Annotated in this window: 18 protein-coding genes; 12 read left to right on the top strand and 6 right to left on the bottom strand. The window is 57.9% G+C overall.

The window, feature by feature from the left end:
* The first annotated feature begins 32 nt into the window (after positions 1-32).
* The 6 genes from ATO67_RS09020 to ATO67_RS08995 all read left to right on the top strand — a co-directional run bounded on the left by ATO67_RS09020 (position 33) and on the right by ATO67_RS08995 (position 8032).
* The gene (locus tag ATO67_RS09020; protein WP_067647131.1) at positions 33-1982 is read left to right on the top strand and encodes an ABC transporter substrate-binding protein; all 1950 of its coding nucleotides are present in this window, start codon (positions 33-35) and stop codon (positions 1980-1982) included.
* A gap of 119 nt (positions 1983-2101) precedes the next feature.
* Complete coding sequence (locus tag ATO67_RS09015) at positions 2102-3088, top strand: ABC transporter permease (protein ID WP_067647127.1); 987 nt, start codon at positions 2102-2104, stop codon at positions 3086-3088.
* 9 nt (positions 3089-3097) lie between these two features.
* The gene (locus tag ATO67_RS09010) at positions 3098-4222 is read left to right on the top strand and encodes an ABC transporter permease (protein WP_067647124.1); all 1125 of its coding nucleotides are present in this window, start codon (positions 3098-3100) and stop codon (positions 4220-4222) included.
* An 8-nt stretch (positions 4223-4230) separates the two neighbouring features.
* On the top strand, positions 4231-5955 hold the full coding sequence (locus ATO67_RS09005) for an ABC transporter ATP-binding protein (protein WP_067647121.1): 1725 nt from the start codon (positions 4231-4233) through the stop codon (positions 5953-5955).
* 39 nt (positions 5956-5994) lie between these two features.
* Positions 5995-7182, top strand: coding sequence for a galactarate dehydratase (locus ATO67_RS09000; RefSeq protein ID WP_067647118.1), 1188 nt, complete (start codon positions 5995-5997; stop codon positions 7180-7182).
* Positions 7169-8032: an aldose epimerase family protein gene (locus ATO67_RS08995; protein WP_067647115.1), complete on the top strand. Its 864-nt coding sequence runs from the start codon at positions 7169-7171 to the stop codon at positions 8030-8032. The genes ATO67_RS09000 and ATO67_RS08995 overlap by 14 nt, the downstream gene beginning before the upstream one ends.
* Here the strand turns inward: ATO67_RS08995 and ATO67_RS08990 are convergent.
* The 4 genes from ATO67_RS08990 to ATO67_RS08975 all read right to left on the bottom strand — a co-directional run bounded on the left by ATO67_RS08990 (position 8029) and on the right by ATO67_RS08975 (position 12748).
* Positions 8029-8211 (bottom strand): hypothetical protein, encoded by a 183-nt coding sequence (locus ATO67_RS08990; protein WP_067647112.1) that lies wholly within the window; start codon positions 8209-8211, stop codon positions 8029-8031. The two genes, ATO67_RS08995 and ATO67_RS08990, sit on opposite strands and share 4 nt — an antisense overlap.
* 141 nt (positions 8212-8352) lie before the next feature.
* Positions 8353-8739 (bottom strand): response regulator, encoded by a 387-nt coding sequence (locus ATO67_RS08985; RefSeq protein ID WP_170063891.1) that lies wholly within the window; start codon positions 8737-8739, stop codon positions 8353-8355.
* On the bottom strand, positions 8729-12139 hold the full coding sequence (locus tag ATO67_RS08980; protein WP_245303939.1) for a chemotaxis protein CheB: 3411 nt from the start codon (positions 12137-12139) through the stop codon (positions 8729-8731). Before ATO67_RS08980 ends, ATO67_RS08985 begins: the two co-directional genes overlap by 11 nt.
* Positions 12140-12172: 33 nt before the next feature.
* Entirely contained in the window at positions 12173-12748 is a 576-nt protein-coding gene (locus ATO67_RS08975) for a PAS domain-containing protein (protein WP_067647109.1), read from the bottom strand.
* A 225-nt stretch (positions 12749-12973) separates the two neighbouring features.
* Here ATO67_RS08975 and ATO67_RS08970 point away from each other — a divergent pair, with 225 nt between their 5' ends.
* Positions 12974-13171, top strand: a complete 198-nt coding sequence (locus tag ATO67_RS08970) for a Flp family type IVb pilin (protein ID WP_067647106.1) — start codon at positions 12974-12976, stop codon at positions 13169-13171.
* A 13-nt stretch (positions 13172-13184) separates the two neighbouring features.
* Here the strand turns inward: ATO67_RS08970 and ATO67_RS08965 are convergent, their stop codons facing one another.
* The gene (locus ATO67_RS08965) at positions 13185-14081 is read right to left on the bottom strand and encodes a methyltransferase domain-containing protein (RefSeq protein WP_067647359.1); all 897 of its coding nucleotides are present in this window, start codon (positions 14079-14081) and stop codon (positions 13185-13187) included.
* 61 nt (positions 14082-14142) lie between these two features.
* Here ATO67_RS08965 and ATO67_RS08960 point away from each other — a divergent pair, with 61 nt between their 5' ends.
* From ATO67_RS08960 to ATO67_RS08945, 4 genes are read left to right on the top strand one after another with little or no spacing between them, the layout of a single operon-like run.
* Positions 14143-14919: a ComF family protein gene (locus ATO67_RS08960; RefSeq protein WP_067647103.1), complete on the top strand. Its 777-nt coding sequence runs from the start codon at positions 14143-14145 to the stop codon at positions 14917-14919.
* 45 nt (positions 14920-14964) lie between these two features.
* Positions 14965-15219, top strand: a complete 255-nt coding sequence (grxC, locus tag ATO67_RS08955; protein WP_067647100.1) for a glutaredoxin 3 — start codon at positions 14965-14967, stop codon at positions 15217-15219.
* Positions 15220-15254: 35 nt separating this feature from the next.
* On the top strand, positions 15255-16115 hold the full coding sequence (locus tag ATO67_RS08950) for a carbon-nitrogen hydrolase family protein (protein ID WP_067647356.1): 861 nt from the start codon (positions 15255-15257) through the stop codon (positions 16113-16115).
* Positions 16112-16540 (top strand): DUF1178 family protein, encoded by a 429-nt coding sequence (locus tag ATO67_RS08945; RefSeq protein ID WP_067647097.1) that lies wholly within the window; start codon positions 16112-16114, stop codon positions 16538-16540. Before ATO67_RS08950 ends, ATO67_RS08945 begins: the two co-directional genes overlap by 4 nt.
* Before the next feature lie 12 nt (positions 16541-16552).
* On the opposite strand, the gene ubiG is transcribed toward ATO67_RS08945, so the two are convergent.
* Complete coding sequence (gene ubiG / locus ATO67_RS08940) at positions 16553-17299, bottom strand: bifunctional 2-polyprenyl-6-hydroxyphenol methylase/3-demethylubiquinol 3-O-methyltransferase UbiG (RefSeq protein ID WP_067647094.1); 747 nt, start codon at positions 17297-17299, stop codon at positions 16553-16555.
* A gap of 207 nt (positions 17300-17506) precedes the next feature.
* Here ubiG and ATO67_RS08935 point away from each other — a divergent pair, with 207 nt between their 5' ends.
* Positions 17507-18346, top strand: a complete 840-nt coding sequence (locus tag ATO67_RS08935) for an SH3 domain-containing protein (protein ID WP_067647353.1) — start codon at positions 17507-17509, stop codon at positions 18344-18346.
* The last annotated feature ends 52 nt before the right edge of the window (positions 18347-18398 follow it).

Here is an 18398-nt window from a genome sequence, read left to right as displayed (position 1 = left end):
TTGCTGCCAGTGACTTTTTGGGAGGATAATCGATGAGCGACGAGCATCAGTTTTCGCTGGGCGTGACACGCCGAACCTTTGTCGCAGGACTTGGAGGCGTTGCCGCCGTCTCGGTTCTGGGAGCCCCTGCATTTGCCGCTGGCGGCAAAGAAGCACCCGCGCTGGCGGCCATGGTAAAAGACGGCAAGTTGCCGCCACTGGCCGACCGGTTGCCGAAAAATCCGATGGTGGTAACGCCGCACGAAAAAATCGGCACATACGGTGGCACGTTGCGTCGCGGTCTTCGCGGCTCTTCGGACCATAACGGCATTCTGCGCATGGTCGGCAACCAGGGTCTGGTACGCTGGAACATGGACTTCACCGAAGTTCTGCCGAACCTGGCGGAAAAATGGGAAGTCAGCGACGACGCCTCGCAGTTCACATTCCATCTCATACAAGGTGCCAGGTGGTCTGACGGCCATCCGTTCACGGCAGATGACGTCGTCTTCGCCATCGAGGATTGCATCAAAAACACGGAACTTTACAGCGCCACCCCGGCGCAGCTTGCTGTCGCAGGCAAGGCAGTCACCGTTGAAAAAGTCGACGAGTTCACCGTCAAATTCATTTTCGCCGCACCAAACGCCCTCTATCTCGAAAACCTCGCGACCCCGCTCGGCCAGCATCCGACGATGTTCGCCAAGCATTATTGCAGCAAGTTCCTGCCCAAATACAACACGGCTCTCGATGCCGATGTGAAGGCCGCTGGTGTTTCCAGCTGGACCGAACTTTTCCGGGCAAAGTGCGGTGATATCGAAATTCCCTCGCGCTGGTCGAATATAGACAAGCCAACGCTCGACCCATGGGTGGTCAAGGAACCCTATTCTGGCGGCGCGACGCGCGTTGTCATGACGCGCAATCCGTACTTCTGGCAGGTCGATACCGAAGGCAACCAGTTGCCCTATATCGATGAAGTCAATTTCGGCATTTCGCAGGATGTGGAATCGCTGATGTTGAACGTCATCTCCGGCAAGATCGACATTCAGGAGCGCCATATCAGCGTTCTCGCCAATAAGCCGACCCTATCGCAAAACATGAAGAAGGGTGATTATCGCCTGCTGACGCTGGTGCCATCGGCTGCCCAGCAGTGCCAGATTTATCTCAACATCACTCATAAAGACCCGGCGATGCGCAAGATGTTTGCCGACAAGTCTTTCCGTCAGGCCCTGTCCATTGCTCTGAACCGTCAGGAAATCATCGACATCGTCTATTTCAGTCAGAGCGAAGGTTACCAGGCTGGACCGCGCCCGACACACCCTTGGTACCACGAAAAACTTGCGCGCCAGTACACCGAATACGATGCCGACAAGGCCAACGACCTTCTGGACAAAGCCGGCTACGACAAGAAGAACGGCAATGGCATGCGCTTGCGCCCCGATGGCAAGCCCGTCTTCTTCTCCATCGATGTCATTCCCACGCTTTATCCCGATCTTGTCGATGCGCTGGAACTGGTAAAGGCACAGTGGGCGCAGATCGGTATCGATATCAAGGTCAATACCATCGAGCGCGCGCTGTATTACACACGTGGCGACGACAACGCCCATGATGCAGCGGTGTGGCCGGGTCCGGGTGGTCTCGATCCGATGCTCGACCCACGTGACTTCTTCGCCTTTCATCCACAGGGCTCGCGCTACGCCATTCCCTGGGCGCTCTGGTACACATCGAACGGGCAGAAGGGCGAAGAGCCGCCGGAAAGCCAGAAGCAGCGTTTCAAGCTGTTCGATGAAGCACGCTCGACAGCCGATCTTGCCAAGCGTGGTGAGAAGATGAAGCAGATCTTCGATATTGCGGCAGAAGAGTTCGAGACGATCGGTCTTTGCCTCGCCGTTGGTGGTTTCGGCATCATCCGCAACAATCTTCGCAACGTACCGGAAACGGAACCTGACAGCTGGACGTGGCCGAACCCCGGTCCCGCGCTGCCGCAACAGTTCACCTTCACAAGCTAACAATGCCACATGGGCGCCGCCGTTTTCGGGCGGCGACGCTTTTCAGACTGTGTCGACCGCTCGCAATCCGTCGTTCAGTGACGGCGGCGTGTGCGGTAAAATGTGATTGCGAGAGCGACATGCTGATTTTTATCGTGAAACGCCTGCTGTGGATGATCCCGTCCCTGTTTGCCGTCAGTTTTCTGGCCTTCGTCCTCATCCAGTTGCCTCCCGGCGACTATGTCACGACCTATATCGCCACGCTGGCCGCTTCCAACGAAGTCATCGACCATAATACAGCCGCGCAATTGCGTGAGCGTTTCGGCCTTGATGACCCGATGATCCTTCAATATCTGAAGTGGATTTGGGGTATCATCAGCCGTGGTGATTTCGGTATCTCCTTCGAGTGGCAACAGCCGGTGTCGGGTCTCATCTGGGAACGCATGGCCCTGACGCTGGTACTCGCCGTCGCAAGCCTTCTGGCCACATGGGCGATTGCCCTTCCCATCGGCGTCTATTCCGCCGTTCGCAAATACTCGATTGGCGATTATCTCTTTACCGCGTTTTCCTTTTTCGGCCTTTCCGTGCCGTCGTTCCTGCTGGCGCTGGTGCTGATGTACGTTGCTGCGGTGGAGTTTGGTGCCGATGTCGGCGGTCTGTTTTCGCCGGAATACGAAGTCGCGTCCTGGAGTATCGGCAAGATGGTCGATCTTATGGCGCATATCTGGTTGCCGGTGGCCATCCTTGCCATCTCCTCCACCGCCAGCCTTATCCGTGTCATGCGCGCCAATATGCTGGACGAGTTGCCGAAACCCTATGTCACCACGGCGCGTGCCAAGGGCCTGTCGGAGTTTCGCCTGCTGACGAAATATCCGCTGCGGATCGCGCTCAATCCTTTCATTTCTACGATTGCGTGGCTGCTGCCCAACCTTATCTCGGGCTCCGTGGTCGTTGCCATCGTCCTGAACCTTCCCACTGCCGCGCCACTGCTTTTGCAGTCGTTGATGGCGCAGGACATGTATCTCGCCGGGGCATTCGTGCTCCTGATCTGCGCGCTGACGCTGATCGGATCGCTGATCAGCGATATCCTGCTTGCGCTGGTCGATCCGCGCATTCGTCTCGAATAGGAGGGCGTCATGAGTGACATTGCCATCACCACCACTGTCCGCCCGGACCGTGCCGCCGTCGCCTCGCAATGGCAGCTCATCTGGTGGGCGTTCAAACGCCACCGGCTGGCCATGGCCGCGCTGTTCATCACCATTGCCATGTATATCGTGGCTCTTGTGCCGGGCTTCTTTGCCATCAATGATCCTGTGCTGCAAAACGCCCGTGCCACCTTCTATCCCCCGCAACGGGTCCATTTGCTGGATACGACAAATGGTTTTTCGGTCGGCCTGCATTATTATCCGCTCAAGCTGACGCGTGATCCTGAAACACTGGCCGCCGTTTTTGTTGAAGATACGGGCAAGAAAATCCCGATTCAGCTTTTCGGTCGCGGTTACGAATATTCGGTGCTTGGTCTGTTCAACACCAACATCCACCTTCTGGCCTCCACCGATAAGACCCGCCCTCTCTTCCTTTTCGGGGCAGACCGTCTCGGGCGCGATGTCTTCAGCCGCGTCGTGCAGGGGTCACAGATATCGCTGTCCATCGGTCTTGTCGGCGTGTTTTTCTCGCTGCTGCTCGGCGTCGTCTTGGGCGGTATCTCAGGCTATTATGGTGGCCGCATCGATTTCGTCTTGCAGCGCGTTATCGATTTCGTGCTGTCGCTGCCCACCATCCCCATCTGGCTTGCCATGGCCGCAGCCCTTCCGCAGGGCTGGCCCGCCACGCTTCAATACATGATGATCACCATCATTCTGTCGCTCACTGGCTGGGCGCAGCTTGCCCGCGTCGTGCGTGGCCGGTTCCTGTCGCTCAGAACCGAAGAGTTCGTGGCGGCCGCGCGGCTGGATGGCGTGCCGGAAAGGCGCATCATCTTCCGCCATATGCTGCCCAGCTTCTCCAGCCACATCATCGCCTCCGTCACATTGGCGGTTCCGGCGATGATCCTTGCCGAGACGTCGCTGTCCTTCCTCGGCCTTGGCCTGCAACCACCTACCATTTCCTGGGGTGTGCTGCTTCGCGAGGCCCAGAACATTCGCTCCATCGCAACCGCGCCCTGGCTGTTTCTGCCCGGTGTGGCTGTCGTGGTCGCCGTCATGGCGCTCAACCTGCTCGGTGACGGTCTGCGTGACGCAGCCGATCCCTACAACAAGTGAGGCCAAAGATGAGCGATATCAACGCGATCAAGCCTGCAAAGCCACTTCTCGAAGTCCGCAATCTGGTCACGGAATTTCCGGTGCGCAACGGGGTGTTCCGCGCCGTCAACGACCTCTCTTTCTCGATTGATCCGGGTAAGACCCTCTGCGTCGTCGGCGAAAGCGGTTCTGGCAAATCCGTCACTGCCCGCTCCATTCTGCAAATTATCGACAGCCCCGGTCACATCGCGTCCGGCTCCATCATCCTCAACCGTGCAGATGGCACGACGCTGGATCTGGCAAAGCTCGACCCGCGTGGTCGCGCCATCCGTTCGGTGCGCGGCGCGGATATTTCGATGATTTTTCAGGAGCCGATGTCGTCGCTCTCGCCGGTGCATACCGTCGGAGACCAGATTACCGAAGTGTTGCGCCTGCATCTCAAAATGAACAAGGCACAGGCTCGTGCCGAGGCAATAAATTTGCTCCGGCAGGTCGAAATCCCCAACCCGGACACCGCGCTGGATAAATACGCCTTCCAATATTCCGGTGGCATGCGCCAGCGCGCCATGATTGCCATGGCACTGGCCTGCAAACCGCAATTGCTGATCGCCGATGAGCCGACGACGGCACTCGACGTGACGACACAGGCTGAAATCCTCGACCTTATCGCCCGTTTGCAAAAGGCGCATGGCATGGCTGTGCTGTTCATCACCCACGATATGGGCGTGGTTGCGCAGATTGCCGATGACGTGCTGGTCATGCATCACGGCATTGCCAAGGAATATGGCACGGTCGAACAAATCTTCCACAGCCCGCAAGACCCTTACACCCATATGCTGATCGGCTCTGTTCTGAAGCTTGAACAGAAAGCAGAAATACGGCTGGCCCGCCCGCCGCTGGATATCACCGCGGCCCCCATTCTGGAGGTGAAGAACCTCTCCATGCACTTCGGGGAAATGAAGGCGCTGGACGGCGTCTCCATCAAACTGTTGCCGGGCGAAACGCTCGGCATCGTTGGTGAAAGCGGCTCCGGCAAGACCACCATGGGTCGCGCCATCATGCGGCTCTATGATCCGACCGGCGGCGAGATGCTGTACCGCAAGACTGACGGCAGCGTGGTTGATCTGGCCAAGATCGAGGGTGCGGAACTCAAAGCCGCACGGCGGGAACTGCGCATGGTGTTTCAGGACCCGTTCGGCTCCCTCAACCCACGCATGACGGTCGCTCAGGTCATTGGTGAACCGCTTCTGGTCAACGGCATCGCCAAGGGCAAAGAACTGGATGAGCGCGTCTGCGCACTGATGGACCAAGTGGGGCTGGACCCCGCTGGACGTGAGCGTTACCCGCATGCCTTTTCAGGCGGTCAACGTCAGCGTATCGGCATTGCCCGCGCCATTACACTTCGACCCCGCATCATCGTTGCGGATGAGGCGACATCGGCGCTCGACGTATCCGTCCGATTTCAGGTGCTGGATTTGCTCATGCGGCTCCAGGACGAGTTGGGCCTCGCCTACATCTTCATCAGCCACGATATCGGCGTCATCAGATATATGTGCGACCGCGTCGGCGTCATGTATCGCGGCAAGCTGGTTGAGGTGGGGGATGCAGAAAAGGTCTGCAACGCGCCGGATCATCCCTACACGCAGGCGCTCCTCTCCGCCATTCCACGCCCCGATCCGCGGGACCGGGACCGCACGCGCCGCTTCCGTTACATCGAGCCTGCTACCGTCAAGACCGAAAGCAAAGCCGGATGACACGATGCGGCTTCTAAAATCCACGAGGAAGACAAGAGCATGAAAATCGATCGCATGCGGGTATTCGTCACCCGCGACAAGGACCGTCCGCGTGTCGTCGTGGCGCTGGATACCGATGACGGGCTGACCGGCTGGGGCGAGTGCTACAATCACGGCCCCGACCTCGCACTGCCGCCGATCCTCGATTACCTCTACAACTTCCTTGCTGGGCAAGACCCGACGCGGGTGGAATATCTCTATAATCTCATGCTTCAGCAGAACCGTTTTCCTCCGGGTGCGCTGGGCTTGTCGGCCATTTCCGCGCTCGACCATTGCCTGTGGGACCTGGCAGCCAAGGCCGCAGGCGTGCCGGTTTACAAGCTGCTGGGCGGCGAAGTGCGTGACCGTATCAAGGTCTATGCCGGTGTCTACACGGCCCCGGATGCACCTGCGGCCAAGGAAGAGTTCGACCGGCTGAACGAGGAGTGGGGCTTTACTGCCTTCAAGCTCAGCCCATGGCGTCTCGACATCCACGCCCATCGCTGGGGTGAGGTCGTCAGAAGTTCGGCGGAATATTTCCGCTCACTTCGCGAAACCGTGCGCTCGGACTACGATATCGCCTTCGATGCTCACGCCAAGATTTTCGAACCCGCAGCCGCGCGCCAGCTCGGCAATGCGCTCGCACCATACGATCCGCTGTTTTTCGAAGAGCCTCTGCGTCCTGAAAATATCGAGATGTGGGGCGACTTGAAGCAGGGTCTGAACTGCACGCTGGCCACCGGCGAAAGCCTTTACAACCGCAATGAATTTCTGCGGCTCTTGCAGGTCAAGGGCGCGGATATCATCCAGCCGGATATCTGCGTCGTTGGCGGCATTTCCGAAATGCGCCGCATTGCCACGCTTGCCGAAGCGCATTTCGTCAGCATCGCGCCACATAATCCGATGGGACCGCTCGCCACCGCCGTCAACGTACATTTTTCTGCCGCCCAGCAGAATTTCCGCATTCTGGAATACCGTCTGCCAAAGGGCCAGTGCTACGTCTATGGCGGCACGGATATCCAAACCCGCGAAGACGAGACACGTTACGTGGTCGATCCCTATCTGCCGAAAGACGGGTATCTGGAACTGCGGCCAGACCGCCCCGGCTGGGGTGTCGAGATGGATGAAAAGGCCATGCAGGAAGACGGCTACATCCACTGGCAGCGCCGCGTTCCGAAGCGGCCAGACGGCTCTTATGCCTTCGCCTGATGTGATTTCGATTGCCAGCGGGCCGTTCTCGGCCCGCATCCGGCCCGCTTGGGGTGGGCGCATGACACATCTCACCCACGCTGATGTCGGTGATGTTCTGGTGCCGACCGAGGTTGACGCCTTTGAGCCGTGGAACTGGCCGAAGGCTGGCGCCTATCCGCTGTTTCCGTATCACAATAGGCTCTACGGAGCGCGCTTCGTGCGTGCGGGCATCACATACGATGTGTCGCCCCATCCCGCTCTCGGCGCCGATGCCATCCATGGACCCGCGCACCGACGTTCATGGCGCGTTGTCAGCCAGACGGAAACGCAGGTCGTTCTTTCGCTTGCCTACGAAGCGGACGCCGAGTGGCCCTTCGCCTTCGAAGCGCGGCAATCCTTCTCACTCGATCCGAATGGCTTGAGCATCCATCTTGCGATGACGAACAGGGCGGACATACCAGCACCCGCCGGCATTGGCTGGCATCCTTATTTTGCAGCAAATCTCGCTTGTGAAGCATCGACGGATGCAGAACTGGCCTATCCGCTGGACGCGTGTGATGTCCCTACGGGGCAGCCTCCAACGCCGCGCTTTACCACGATCTTGTCAGCGACACCGGCTTACACGAAACACTTCGCGCATTGGTCCAAAGCTCAAATTGTACAGGGTGATGGCTCTTGTCTTATTTTGGAGGCCGATGCGGTCTTCGGCCATCTCGCCGCGCATCGAACTGACCGCTATATCTGCCTGGAGCCTGTTTCGATGGCTGCTGGCACACTGCAATTGCCTGAGGAGCAACGCATCCATACGGGCCTTAAAATTCTACGCACCGGCGAGAGTCTGACAGGTCGCGTCAGACTGAGCATTTAAACCGCTACATCCGCCTGCGGGCCTGTCGGTAGCTCGTTCTGATCGCCCGCTGGATGTGCGATCAAAACCTCGTAGTCGTCGGGTAGTTCGGCTGCCTGCTCGCTGTTCATGATGCCGAAAGGGATCATGGTTCCGTCCGTATCAGGCACGGAAACCTCGACCAATGTTTTCTGGTTCACAGGGAAGCCTTTCGAAAGAGGAATCGCAGGACAGCAAAACCAACGTCTTTATGACATCAGTTTAGCCGTACATAAGGCTTCAATGATTGAACGACTGTATCGTTCCGGGATTTTAACGTGGTTAACGATTTCGTGAATCGTTCAAAGGGCGGCAGCGCGCTTTTGAGGCTCGTTGCGATTCAACAGTTGCGCTACCTGCTGTAACAGGCTGCTCGGCAGGCACGGTTTCTGACAGAAAGCGGAGTCAGGATAGACTTTTTCCAATGCCCTGCCATCGGCATGGCCAGAGTGGAATACGAATGGTACGTTCGTTTCACGCAACTTGTCAGCGACAGGAAACACATCGCCATCCGTCAGGCGAACGTCGAGAATAGCGCAGGTTGGGACATTCTCGTCGAGATAGGACAAAGCGTCTGCGGTGCTCGGAAAAGGTCCTGCAACGGTCCAACCCTCATCTTCGAGGGTCATCTGGATATCCATCGCGACAAAGATTTCGTCTTCAACCAGCAACACAGTTTTATCGGTCATGTCTTACCTTGTTCCTCATCGTCAGGGTGTGCGTGACGCTCACCCCGCTGATGTCCGTTAAGACCGTGCCGCCAATCTGCCTTGCGGCACTTGTCAACAAAACCGTCCCAAATCCGGCCACTACAGACCTCTCAACTGCGTCCGTGCCGATTTCGTTCCAAACCAGTTCGATGTGATCGTCTTTTTCTTCCCAGCTGATGCGCAAATGCCCACCGGACTTCCCAAGAATGCCGTGTTTCAAGGCGTTGGTCGACCATTCGTGCAGGATCAACGTCAGCGGGGTGATGTAGTTGACAGCTATGAGGAAATTGTCGCCCTGAATGTCGATTTCGGCGTGCCGGTCATAGGGCGCAAGGATGGTATCGATCAGGTCGTTGATATGAACTGCCGATGTGCGTTTCTGGTTGGACGCCAGTGAATGCGCGCTTCCAAGCGCCAGAATTCTGCCCTCGACGTCTTCCACCAGGCTCTTGACGGTCTCGTGTTTGCGCGCTGCCATGCGCAATATTCCACCAATCATCGCGAAAAGGTTTTTCACGCGGTGGTTCATTTCGCTCAGCATCAGCTCGCGCGCTTCAGCCAGCTCGTGTTCAGCCGTCACATCCACACTTACCCCGATCACCCGGCCGGGCTCGCTTTCGGCAACATGACGCGCAAAGGTTTTCAGCCACCTTGGGCGCCCGTCATTGCCCATGATGCGCGAGGTCAGCTCAAAGCCGGTGTGGTTGTGGACGGCAGAATCCAGCGCTTCGCGCAGTTGCTGGCGGTCCGGCTCGCTGAAATTCTGCAGGACGGCCTGCAGCGCAGGCCTGCCGTCGCGGGTCTGCAGCAGATCCATCGCCGCGCCCCCCAACACGAATTCTCCGTGGTCCGGCAAATACTCCCATACGCCGATCCCGGCTGCTTCGACTGCCAGTTCATGACGCTCCCGCTCGGCCGCCAACTGGCTCTCGACGCTCAGCGCGTGCGATATGTCGGTCATGATGATCGTCGCACCGTCTATCGCGCCATTGGCAGTTCGATAGGGCAGTATGCGCAGCGAAAACGTCCGTTCCTGCTCAGGGTCCATGACCGTCTGGTTATATTCGGCACCGGTGGCCATCACGCTTTTCACGCGTGTGGTGAAGTCCAGCGAGGGGTACCGGCTGGCCACATCGGATAGGGGGCGGCCGCGGTCGGTCGGCTGTAACGGAAAAATCGCCGTTGCCGCTTTGGTGTAGGACCGAAGCCTCATCCTATCATCGAGAACGATGACGGCCAGACTAGTGGAATCGAAGAAATTGCGCAGATCGGCGTTGGCAACGGAGACTTCATCGACCTTTGTCTTCAACTCGTCGTTGACGGTCGTCAGTTCTTCGTTGGTCGATTGAAGCTCTTCGTTCATCGACATCATTTCTTCGTTGGAGCTCTTCAACTCCTCATTGGCCGTCTCCAACTCCTCTGTTGCTGATCGCAACCGGTGTTTCGTTGAGCGCAGTTCCCTTTCCAGCGCCTCGACATGGCCGTCTCCGGGTTCCATTTCAACGAGATCAATGGCTTCGAGCGGCGTGAACGTTGCCGATTCCTGGAACACCACGAGACAGGCGTTGTCTTCAAGTGGGTCGCAGATGATCTCGGTCTTCAGAGTGCCGAAGTCTGTTAACACCTCGACATTGCGCGCAACGACGCGCCGCTTTGCCGCTCTGGCCTGTCGCAGCAGCGTGCCCAGCTGTTCTTTAACGCCAGGGCGTGCCAATGTTGCCGCGCTGGATTCACTCGTTCCCGACACTGGAAATTCGAAGAACCGGCTAAGGCGACCGTAAGCCGCAACAATCTGCCCGTCATTATCCAGAACGACGCTTGCGGGCACGTAGCGCTCCATCAGACGGTTTGCCGCCAGTTCGTCTATCGAACCCGTTACTTTTTCGACCTCGGCTCTGGGTTTGGCAGGACGGCGATTGTTGCGCTCTCCGGTCAGCGGAATAGGGTAGGTGGGCGAACCGGGCAGGCGCTCGAACAATCTTGCCTTCTGGTCGATCACAGAGAAAACGCTGTCGAAACGACCCACCGTTTCCGACGACCCCAGAAACAGAAAGCCACCGGGCCGGATCGCGTAGTGCAGAAGCGGCATGACCGTTTTTTGCAGCTTTTCGTCAAAATAGATCAGCAGGTTGCGGCAGGAGACGAGGTCCACCTTGGAAAAAGGCGGGTCCTTGATCAGGCTATGGCCGGAAAAGCGGATCATATCCCTGATTTGGCCAATGAAGTTGAAACGCTCCTTGTGCGGAATGACGTAGTGCTCTTGCAGCTCGTGCGGTATGTCTGCGAGCGAAGCTATCGGATACGATCCCTCCCGCGCGATTTTGAGCATGCTCTCATCAATGTCGGTCGCAAATATCTGCACATTGCATGGCAGGTTGAGTGTCCGGGCAGCCTCCGCGAACAGGATCGCGATCGTGTACGCCTCTTCCCCGCTCGAACAGCCGGGAATCCAGACACGCACACCTTCTTCGCTACCAGCCGCATCCCGCATCAGATTGGTGATGCCAATCTCGTTCAGAACGTCGAACGAATGCCGATCACGAAAGAAGCGGGTAACGTTGATCAGCAAATCGCGAAATAGCGCATCGCACTCCTTATGGTCGTTCTGGACACGGGCTAGATATTCGGACCCCTTGCCGATACCCAGCACATGCATGCGACGCTCCACGCGCCGAACGAAGGTCGTCTGCTTGTAGCCGGTAAAATCATGGCCGATGCTACGCCGAAGAGCCGTGCAGAGGTCCTCGACAATATCGGCGATCTTTGGCGTTTCTTTTTTATCGGCGCCCTGATTCTTGCGAAAGAAGAACCCGCCGATGCAGGCGAGAATTTCCTGTGGCGGTTTGATGAAATCGACAAGGCCGGTGCCGGTTGCCGAAACGGGCATGCCATCATATTTGGCTGTCGAAGGCTCCTGAACGACACAAAGCCCCCCATTTTCCTTGATGGCGCGAAGGCCGGTCGATCCATCGGCTCCGGTTCCCGAAAGAATGACGCAGGCCGAATTCGATTGCTGATCGTTGGCGAGAGAGATGAAGAAATCGTCGATTGGCCGGCGCAGGCCGCGCGGCTGGGCAAAATCGTTCAGCACGAGCCGCCCTCGCTCAATGCTCAGTCCCTTGCCCGGTGGAATGATGAAGACAGTGTCGGCCTCTATCGCTTCACCGCCTTCGCATTGGCGCACGCTCAACCCGGTATGCCGGTCCAGCAGTTCTGCCAGCATGCTCTCATGATGAGGGTCGAGATGCTGAACGACAACGAATGCAAGCCCGGTCGGAACCTCGGCAGCACTCAACATCTCGCGCAACGCCTCCAGACCACCGGCCGAAGAGCCGACACCGACGACGGGAATTGAAGGAACATTATAATCTTGAGACAAACACGCGTCCTTGAAAATTCTGTATTGAAACGATCAATAGGGGGAGTTTTGTTCCCATTCCGCCAATGTTAGTTTTGCCTGGGCAATGGTCGTGGTCGAATTTGCAATCGTCGCAAGCGTGCCCTCGATCATGATGTTGTGGTCATCAAGAAGCGGTTTGATCGTTTTCAGCGCGCGGTCGAGTTCGAGATCATAGTCGTGCAACAGATGTGCATGGGCGCGGCTGACATCGAATTGCGAAGCGAGAATGTAACGCACTTGGCCGGAAGTCGCCTTCAACTTCGACATGAAAAGCAGATTGACGAAGGGGCTGCCGTCCTTGCGGAAATTCACGATAGGCGTGCGAACGGTCATGGGGCCATCCACCTGCAGAAAATCGTGGATTTTAGTGCGGGCGTCTTCGTTTTTCGCGTGCATTCCGTTGTGGCTGGTTTGCAGCATCCGGCAGTTCCTGCCCAGCACATCATCGCCGCTGTAACCCGTCAAAGCGCAAAATTTCTCGTTGACCAGTGCCAGATGCTGATCATCCTGCGCATAAGATAACGCAAGGGCGACGGTCGATTTATGGAAGAAATTCTGAAGCGACTGGTCAATTTCAAGCTGGGGCATATGGCTCATCGTTCAAACATCGGTATCGATCTTTACGGTAATACATTGGCTTAAGAAAGGCTTCGGCCACAGTTTAGGTCAGCGAGTTTCCCATAAAGCATGGCAAAGATACCGCACGCGCAATCCTAGTAAAGTGCGTAACAAATTACACACTTTATTCCGGTATAAATAGTGTTGGTTTCACTGTGACGTGTCTTTCACGAAATGGATCAAGGGTTTTGCCGAATGACAGACAGGTCGGAATTGGTGGTGCGGAAGATGACAGCCCTCTATGCCGACCGGCAAGGCGCAACCGCCATTGAATACGGCCTCATCGTTGGCATCATCTCCCTGTCGATCATCTTCGGTATGGAAAGTATCCGCGATAATCTGCTGGCGATCTTCAAGATCATATCCGATACATTCGCAAACGCAGTTGTCTGAGTGCCAAGATTGTTCAATCAGCATCTTTTGAAGGCAGTGTGATTTCCGCTGTCTTCAGGGCATCCGCAAGGCGCACTTTTGCTGAACCGGGTTTGAGTGGCTTTTGCTGGCTTTCATGCGGAGCCCAGCCAGACACATAGATCATCGAGAATGTCGCGCGGATACGCCCGTCGGCATCGCTGTATTTCTCGGCATAAATCTCGGCAGCCCGCATCAGGAAGCGCTTGCTCAGCGGCTTTCTGCTCCGGTCCATCAACGGGTTGGTCATGCCCATGGCGCGTAGGTCGCGCATCAGCGGAAGAATGGAATCGTAGCGCACCGTGTAGGTTTCGGCGTCCGTTACCGGCAGCGCGAAACCGGCGCGCTGCAACAGCGCACCCACATCCCGCACATCGGCAAAGGGAATGACACGGGCGCTTGCGCCACCCGTCAGCTCAATTTCCGTCGATAGCAGCACGTCGCGCAGTTCCTGCAAGGTACCGCTGCCGGGGATCGCCGCCAGAAAAAGCCCGTCGGGCTTCAGCGCGCGGCGGATCTGGATCAGGGTTCCCGGCGTGTCGTTGGTCAGATGCAGGGTGAGGGGGGAAACGATCAGGTTTGCCGATGCAGGCTCCAACGGCAGTGCCTCGATTGGCGCAACTTTGAACTCCTGAAATCCTTCGGCAAACGCGGCATCTGTTTCGACGCGCATGACAGCGCCGACCTTGCCGGTTTGCAGAATGCGTTGTGCCGTTACGCCCGTTGCACCATGAAGCTCGACCGCCATATCGAAATGCCGTTCCACGATGGCAATCCGGTCCGCCAGCTCATCGGCTGCGATGTCCAGTAGAAACAGCGCTTTATCGTCTCTGACGCGCCATGCGCGCTTGCGGTTCTTTTCCACCAGCGCCGGGTCGAAAATCATGTCCATGCCGTGATCCATCCAAACTTTGCTGTCGCAAAGGCACCCGTTCGCGCCTATTGTCAACCGCATGGGCCAGGGGCAAAAGCTGTTTTCAAACGTGGATGGGTTCGGTGCGCTGGGTATGGTCTGGCGCGCGCTGGCCGATTTCGTCTACCCGCCATCCTGCGTGGGTTGCGGGCGTAAGACCAAAAGCGGCGGTGCTTTTTGCGTGGAGTGCTGGGCTGAGGTCAATTTCATTGAACGGCCCTATTGTGAAGTGCTGGGCATTCCCTTCGCGCATGATCACGGTCCGGGCATTCTCAGCGCCGAAGCCATTGCCGAGCCGCCGCCATTCCAACGCCTGCGCGCAGCCACCATTCATGATGGACCCGCCAGAAAGCTCGTCCACCAACTCAAATATCTCGACCGGACCGATCTTGCGCTTCTGATGGCGTCGTGGATGCTGCGGGCGAGTGACGGGACGGTTGCCGCGTGTGATTGCATCGTGCCTGTTCCCTTGCACAGGCGGCGGTTTCTCGCCCGCCGGTTCAACCAGTCCGCAGAGCTTGCGCGCCATGTCGCGGCCCTGTCGGGCAAGCCGTTTTTATCCTCCACCCTGTTGCGGATCAAGCCGACGAGCCGGCAGGTTGGCCTTTCCGCCCGCGCACGACAGCAGAATGTGCGAGGCGCCTTTGCGATAGCGCCGGGGCGGGAAGCCGATATTGTCGGCAAGCGCATCGTGCTGATCGATGACGTCTACACCACGGGAGCAACCGTTGCGGCAGCGGCGCGCAGGCTGAAGAAGGCGGGTGCCTCGGATGTGACTGTTTTGACCTTTGCAATGGCGATTTCCGGGCCTATATGACACGGGAGAGACTGGCTAGGATCGATAGTGCGAGGGTTGAGACCAATGGCATCCGTTACGATTTATACACGTGATTTTTGCGGCTTTTGCGCTCGTGCAAAGGCGCTTCTGGAAAGCAAGGGCGTGGATTTCGCCGAATTCAATGCCACCACGAACCCTGATTATCGTCAGGAAATGATGGACAAATCCGGTCGCAACACCTTTCCTCAAATCTTCATCGGTACGAACCATGTCGGTGGCTGCGACGATCTGCATGCGCTGGACCGCGACGGCAAGCTGGATGCGATGCTGGCAGGCTGATGTTCGATATGACAACTGGACAAGGAACCGATAAGATGAGCTTCAAGGCTGCTGCAATCCAGATGTGTTCGGGCGTTGATCCGATAACAAACGCCGCCAGCATGGAGCGTCTTATCCGTGATGCCGCATCGCAGGGTGCCGTCTACGTGCAGACACCGGAGATGACGGGCGCAATCCAGAAGGACCGTGATGCGCTTCGCGCCGTTTTGAAGGACGAGAAGGTCGATATCATCGTCCTGACGGCTGCACGGCTTGCCCGTGAACTCGGCATTTACATCCATGTCGGCTCCACCGCCATTGCCCGCGCCGACGGCAAGATCGCCAATCGGGGCTTTCTGTTCGCGCCGGATGGCGAGCGCATCTGCACCTATGACAAGATCCACATGTTCGATGTGGATCTCGACAATGGTGAAAGCTGGCGTGAAAGTGCGGCTTATGAAGCAGGCACCGAAGCCCGCGTCGCCGAACTGCCGCTTGCGACGTTCGGTTTTGCGATTTGCTACGACGTCCGCTTTCCATCGCTGTTTCGCACCGAAGCCGTTGCGGGTGCGCAGGTCCTCACCGTTCCTGCCGCCTTTACAAAACAGACCGGTGAAGCCCATTGGGAAATTCTGCTGCGTGCCCGCGCTATCGAAAACGGCGCGTTTCTCGTGGCTGCTGCGCAAGCGGGCGTCCATGAAGACGGTCGCGAAACCTTTGGCCATTCGATGATCATCGATCCCTGGGGCAATGTTCTTGCTGTCGCCGGTGGCGCTGGCGAGGAAATCATTTTTGCGGAGATCGATCCGGATGCCGTCGCATCGGCACGCGGCAAGATTCCCAATCTCAAGAATGCCCGTGATTTCAACCTCGATACGGTCAGTAACAACGCAGGCGCCAGGGGCAGCGTGCAGTGATACGCTATTCGCTCCATTGCGAAAACGCCCATGAGTTCGAGGGCTGGTTTTCCGGTAGCACCGATTTCGACAACCAGCTTCAGCGCGGTCTGATCGGCTGCCCTGTCTGCGGCTCATCATCTGTCGAAAAGATGCTGATGGCGCCATCTGTCTCCACGGCCCGCAAGAAAGACGCCACGCGCACGCTTGCTTTGGACACGGCGCAGAAGCAGGCCTTTGCCAAAATCAAGGAAACGCTTGCCACCATACGCGCCAATACCGAAGATGTCGGCGACAGGTTTGCCGAAGAGGCCCGCAAAATCCACTACGGCGAAGTCGAAGAGCGCGGCATCATTGGCCAAGCATCTCCACAGGAAGCCATGGCGCTGATCGAAGAGGGCATCGAAGTTGCGCCCCTTCCGCTTCTGCCGGATGATGTGAACTGACGGCCTGTGCCGTTAAGCGGCGCGTTTCGCCAGTATCATATAGTTCACTTCCATATCCGGTGACAGGTTCCAACGGTCCTGCAAAAGATTGTAGAAGACACCGGTGCGGTGAACGACATGCATGCCGTCAGTGACGAGGGGCTTTTCCAATTCGTCCGGGCGCACCAGCTTTTCATACTGGTGCGTTCCACGCGGAAGCCAGCGCAAGACATTTTCCGCGGCAAAGATTGCCAGAGCGCGAGCCTTCAATGTGCGGTTGATCGTTGCCGCAAACATCAGTCCGTTGGGGCGCACCATCTTTGCGCATGTCGTCAGGAAGAGATCGACATCGGCGACGTGCTCCACCACCTCCATGTTCAAGACAACGTCGAAGCTCTCGCCGGATGCCAGCAACTGCTCGGCGGTCACCGCGCGGTAATCGACTGAGACATCGTTCTCCCGGGCATGGGTCGATGCGATACCGATGTTCTTCTCCGATGGGTCGGCCCCGACGACATCCGCACCCATTCGCGCCATCGGTTCGGACAGCAGGCCGCCACCGCAACCGATATCGAGAACCCGCAAGCCTTCCAGCGGGCGATGTGCCTTGGGGTCGCGACCGAAATTCTCACAGGCGCGGTTGCGGATATATTCGAGACGGACGGGATTGAACTTGTGCAGCGGCCGGAATTTGCCGGTCGGGCTCCACCACTCTGCGGCCATGGCGGAAAACCGGTCCACTTCGCTCTGGTCAATGGTCGTTTTTGCGGTTTCGCTCATGGCTGTACTCCATCCGTGTTCTCCCCCTGAAGTCGGATGCTTGGTGCGCGAAGTCAAGAGGCGGCCCTCATGTCGGTCTTGCAGCGCGGACGAGAGGAACCGTTATGAGGGGATTTTCGTTTCATGCTGCGTTCATCATCACGCGCGTATTTTCAAAAATGTCACATGCCGATATCGGCTGCCAAGCATTTGCTTGAGGGAGAAGAAATGAAGAAGAAACTGTTCGGTGCCTTTGCGCTGCTTGCGCTTATCGCCGCCCCGGCCTTGGCTGAAGCGGCGACGCAAGGCTTTTCCACTGCCAACGTCAATATGCGCTCCGGTCCCAGCACCGCCTATCCGGCCGTGGTGGTCATTCCCAACGGCGCACCGCTGACGATCCATGGTTGCCTGTCGGATACGCCATGGTGCGACGTGTCGTTCAGCTATGGTCGTGGCTGGGTTGCCGGACGTTACGTTCAGGCCGTCTACCGTCAGAACCGCGTCTATGTAGAGCCACGTTATTACCGCGACCTCGGCGTGCCGATCATCACTTTCGAGGCCGGGCGTTACTGGGATCGCTACTACCGCGACCGCGATTTCTACCGCGAACGTGACCGCTGGCGCCGCCCGTCCGGTGGCTACTGGAACGCTCCACCACCACGCGGCAATTTCGACCGCCCGCGCCCCCGTGACGATTGGCGCGACGATCGCGGCCGTGATGACCGCCGCGACCGGGGTCCGAATGATGGTCGTTGGGAGCAGCGCCATGGCGACTGGAACCAGGACGACCGCCAGCGCCCGCCGATGCGCGATCGCGATAATGATCGTCCGCGTTGGGATAACGACAATCGCGGCGGCGATCGGGATCGCAATGCCGAGCGCGAACGCAATCGTGATGGCGAAAGAGACCGCAACCGCGGTTTCCAGAACGACCAGCAGCAGCGCCGTCAGAACGACGAGGGCCGCCGCCGTCCGGAAGGTGGCCAGCCGCCACAGGCTCCGCAGCCCCAGCAGGGCGGTCAGCAGTTTGGCTGCATCGTCGGTTCGCCCGGCTGCCCGCAACCTTAATTGCGGCCTGACGATTAAACAAAAACCCGGCGGATCATATCCGCCGGGTTTT

The sequence above is a fragment of the Agrobacterium bohemicum genome (assembly GCF_001562555.1).
In the GTDB taxonomy this organism is placed as follows: Bacteria; Pseudomonadota; Alphaproteobacteria; order Rhizobiales; family Rhizobiaceae; genus Agrobacterium; species Agrobacterium bohemicum.
Note: the sequence above shows the minus strand (reverse complement) of the source record. Positions and strands in the feature narration are given on the sequence as shown.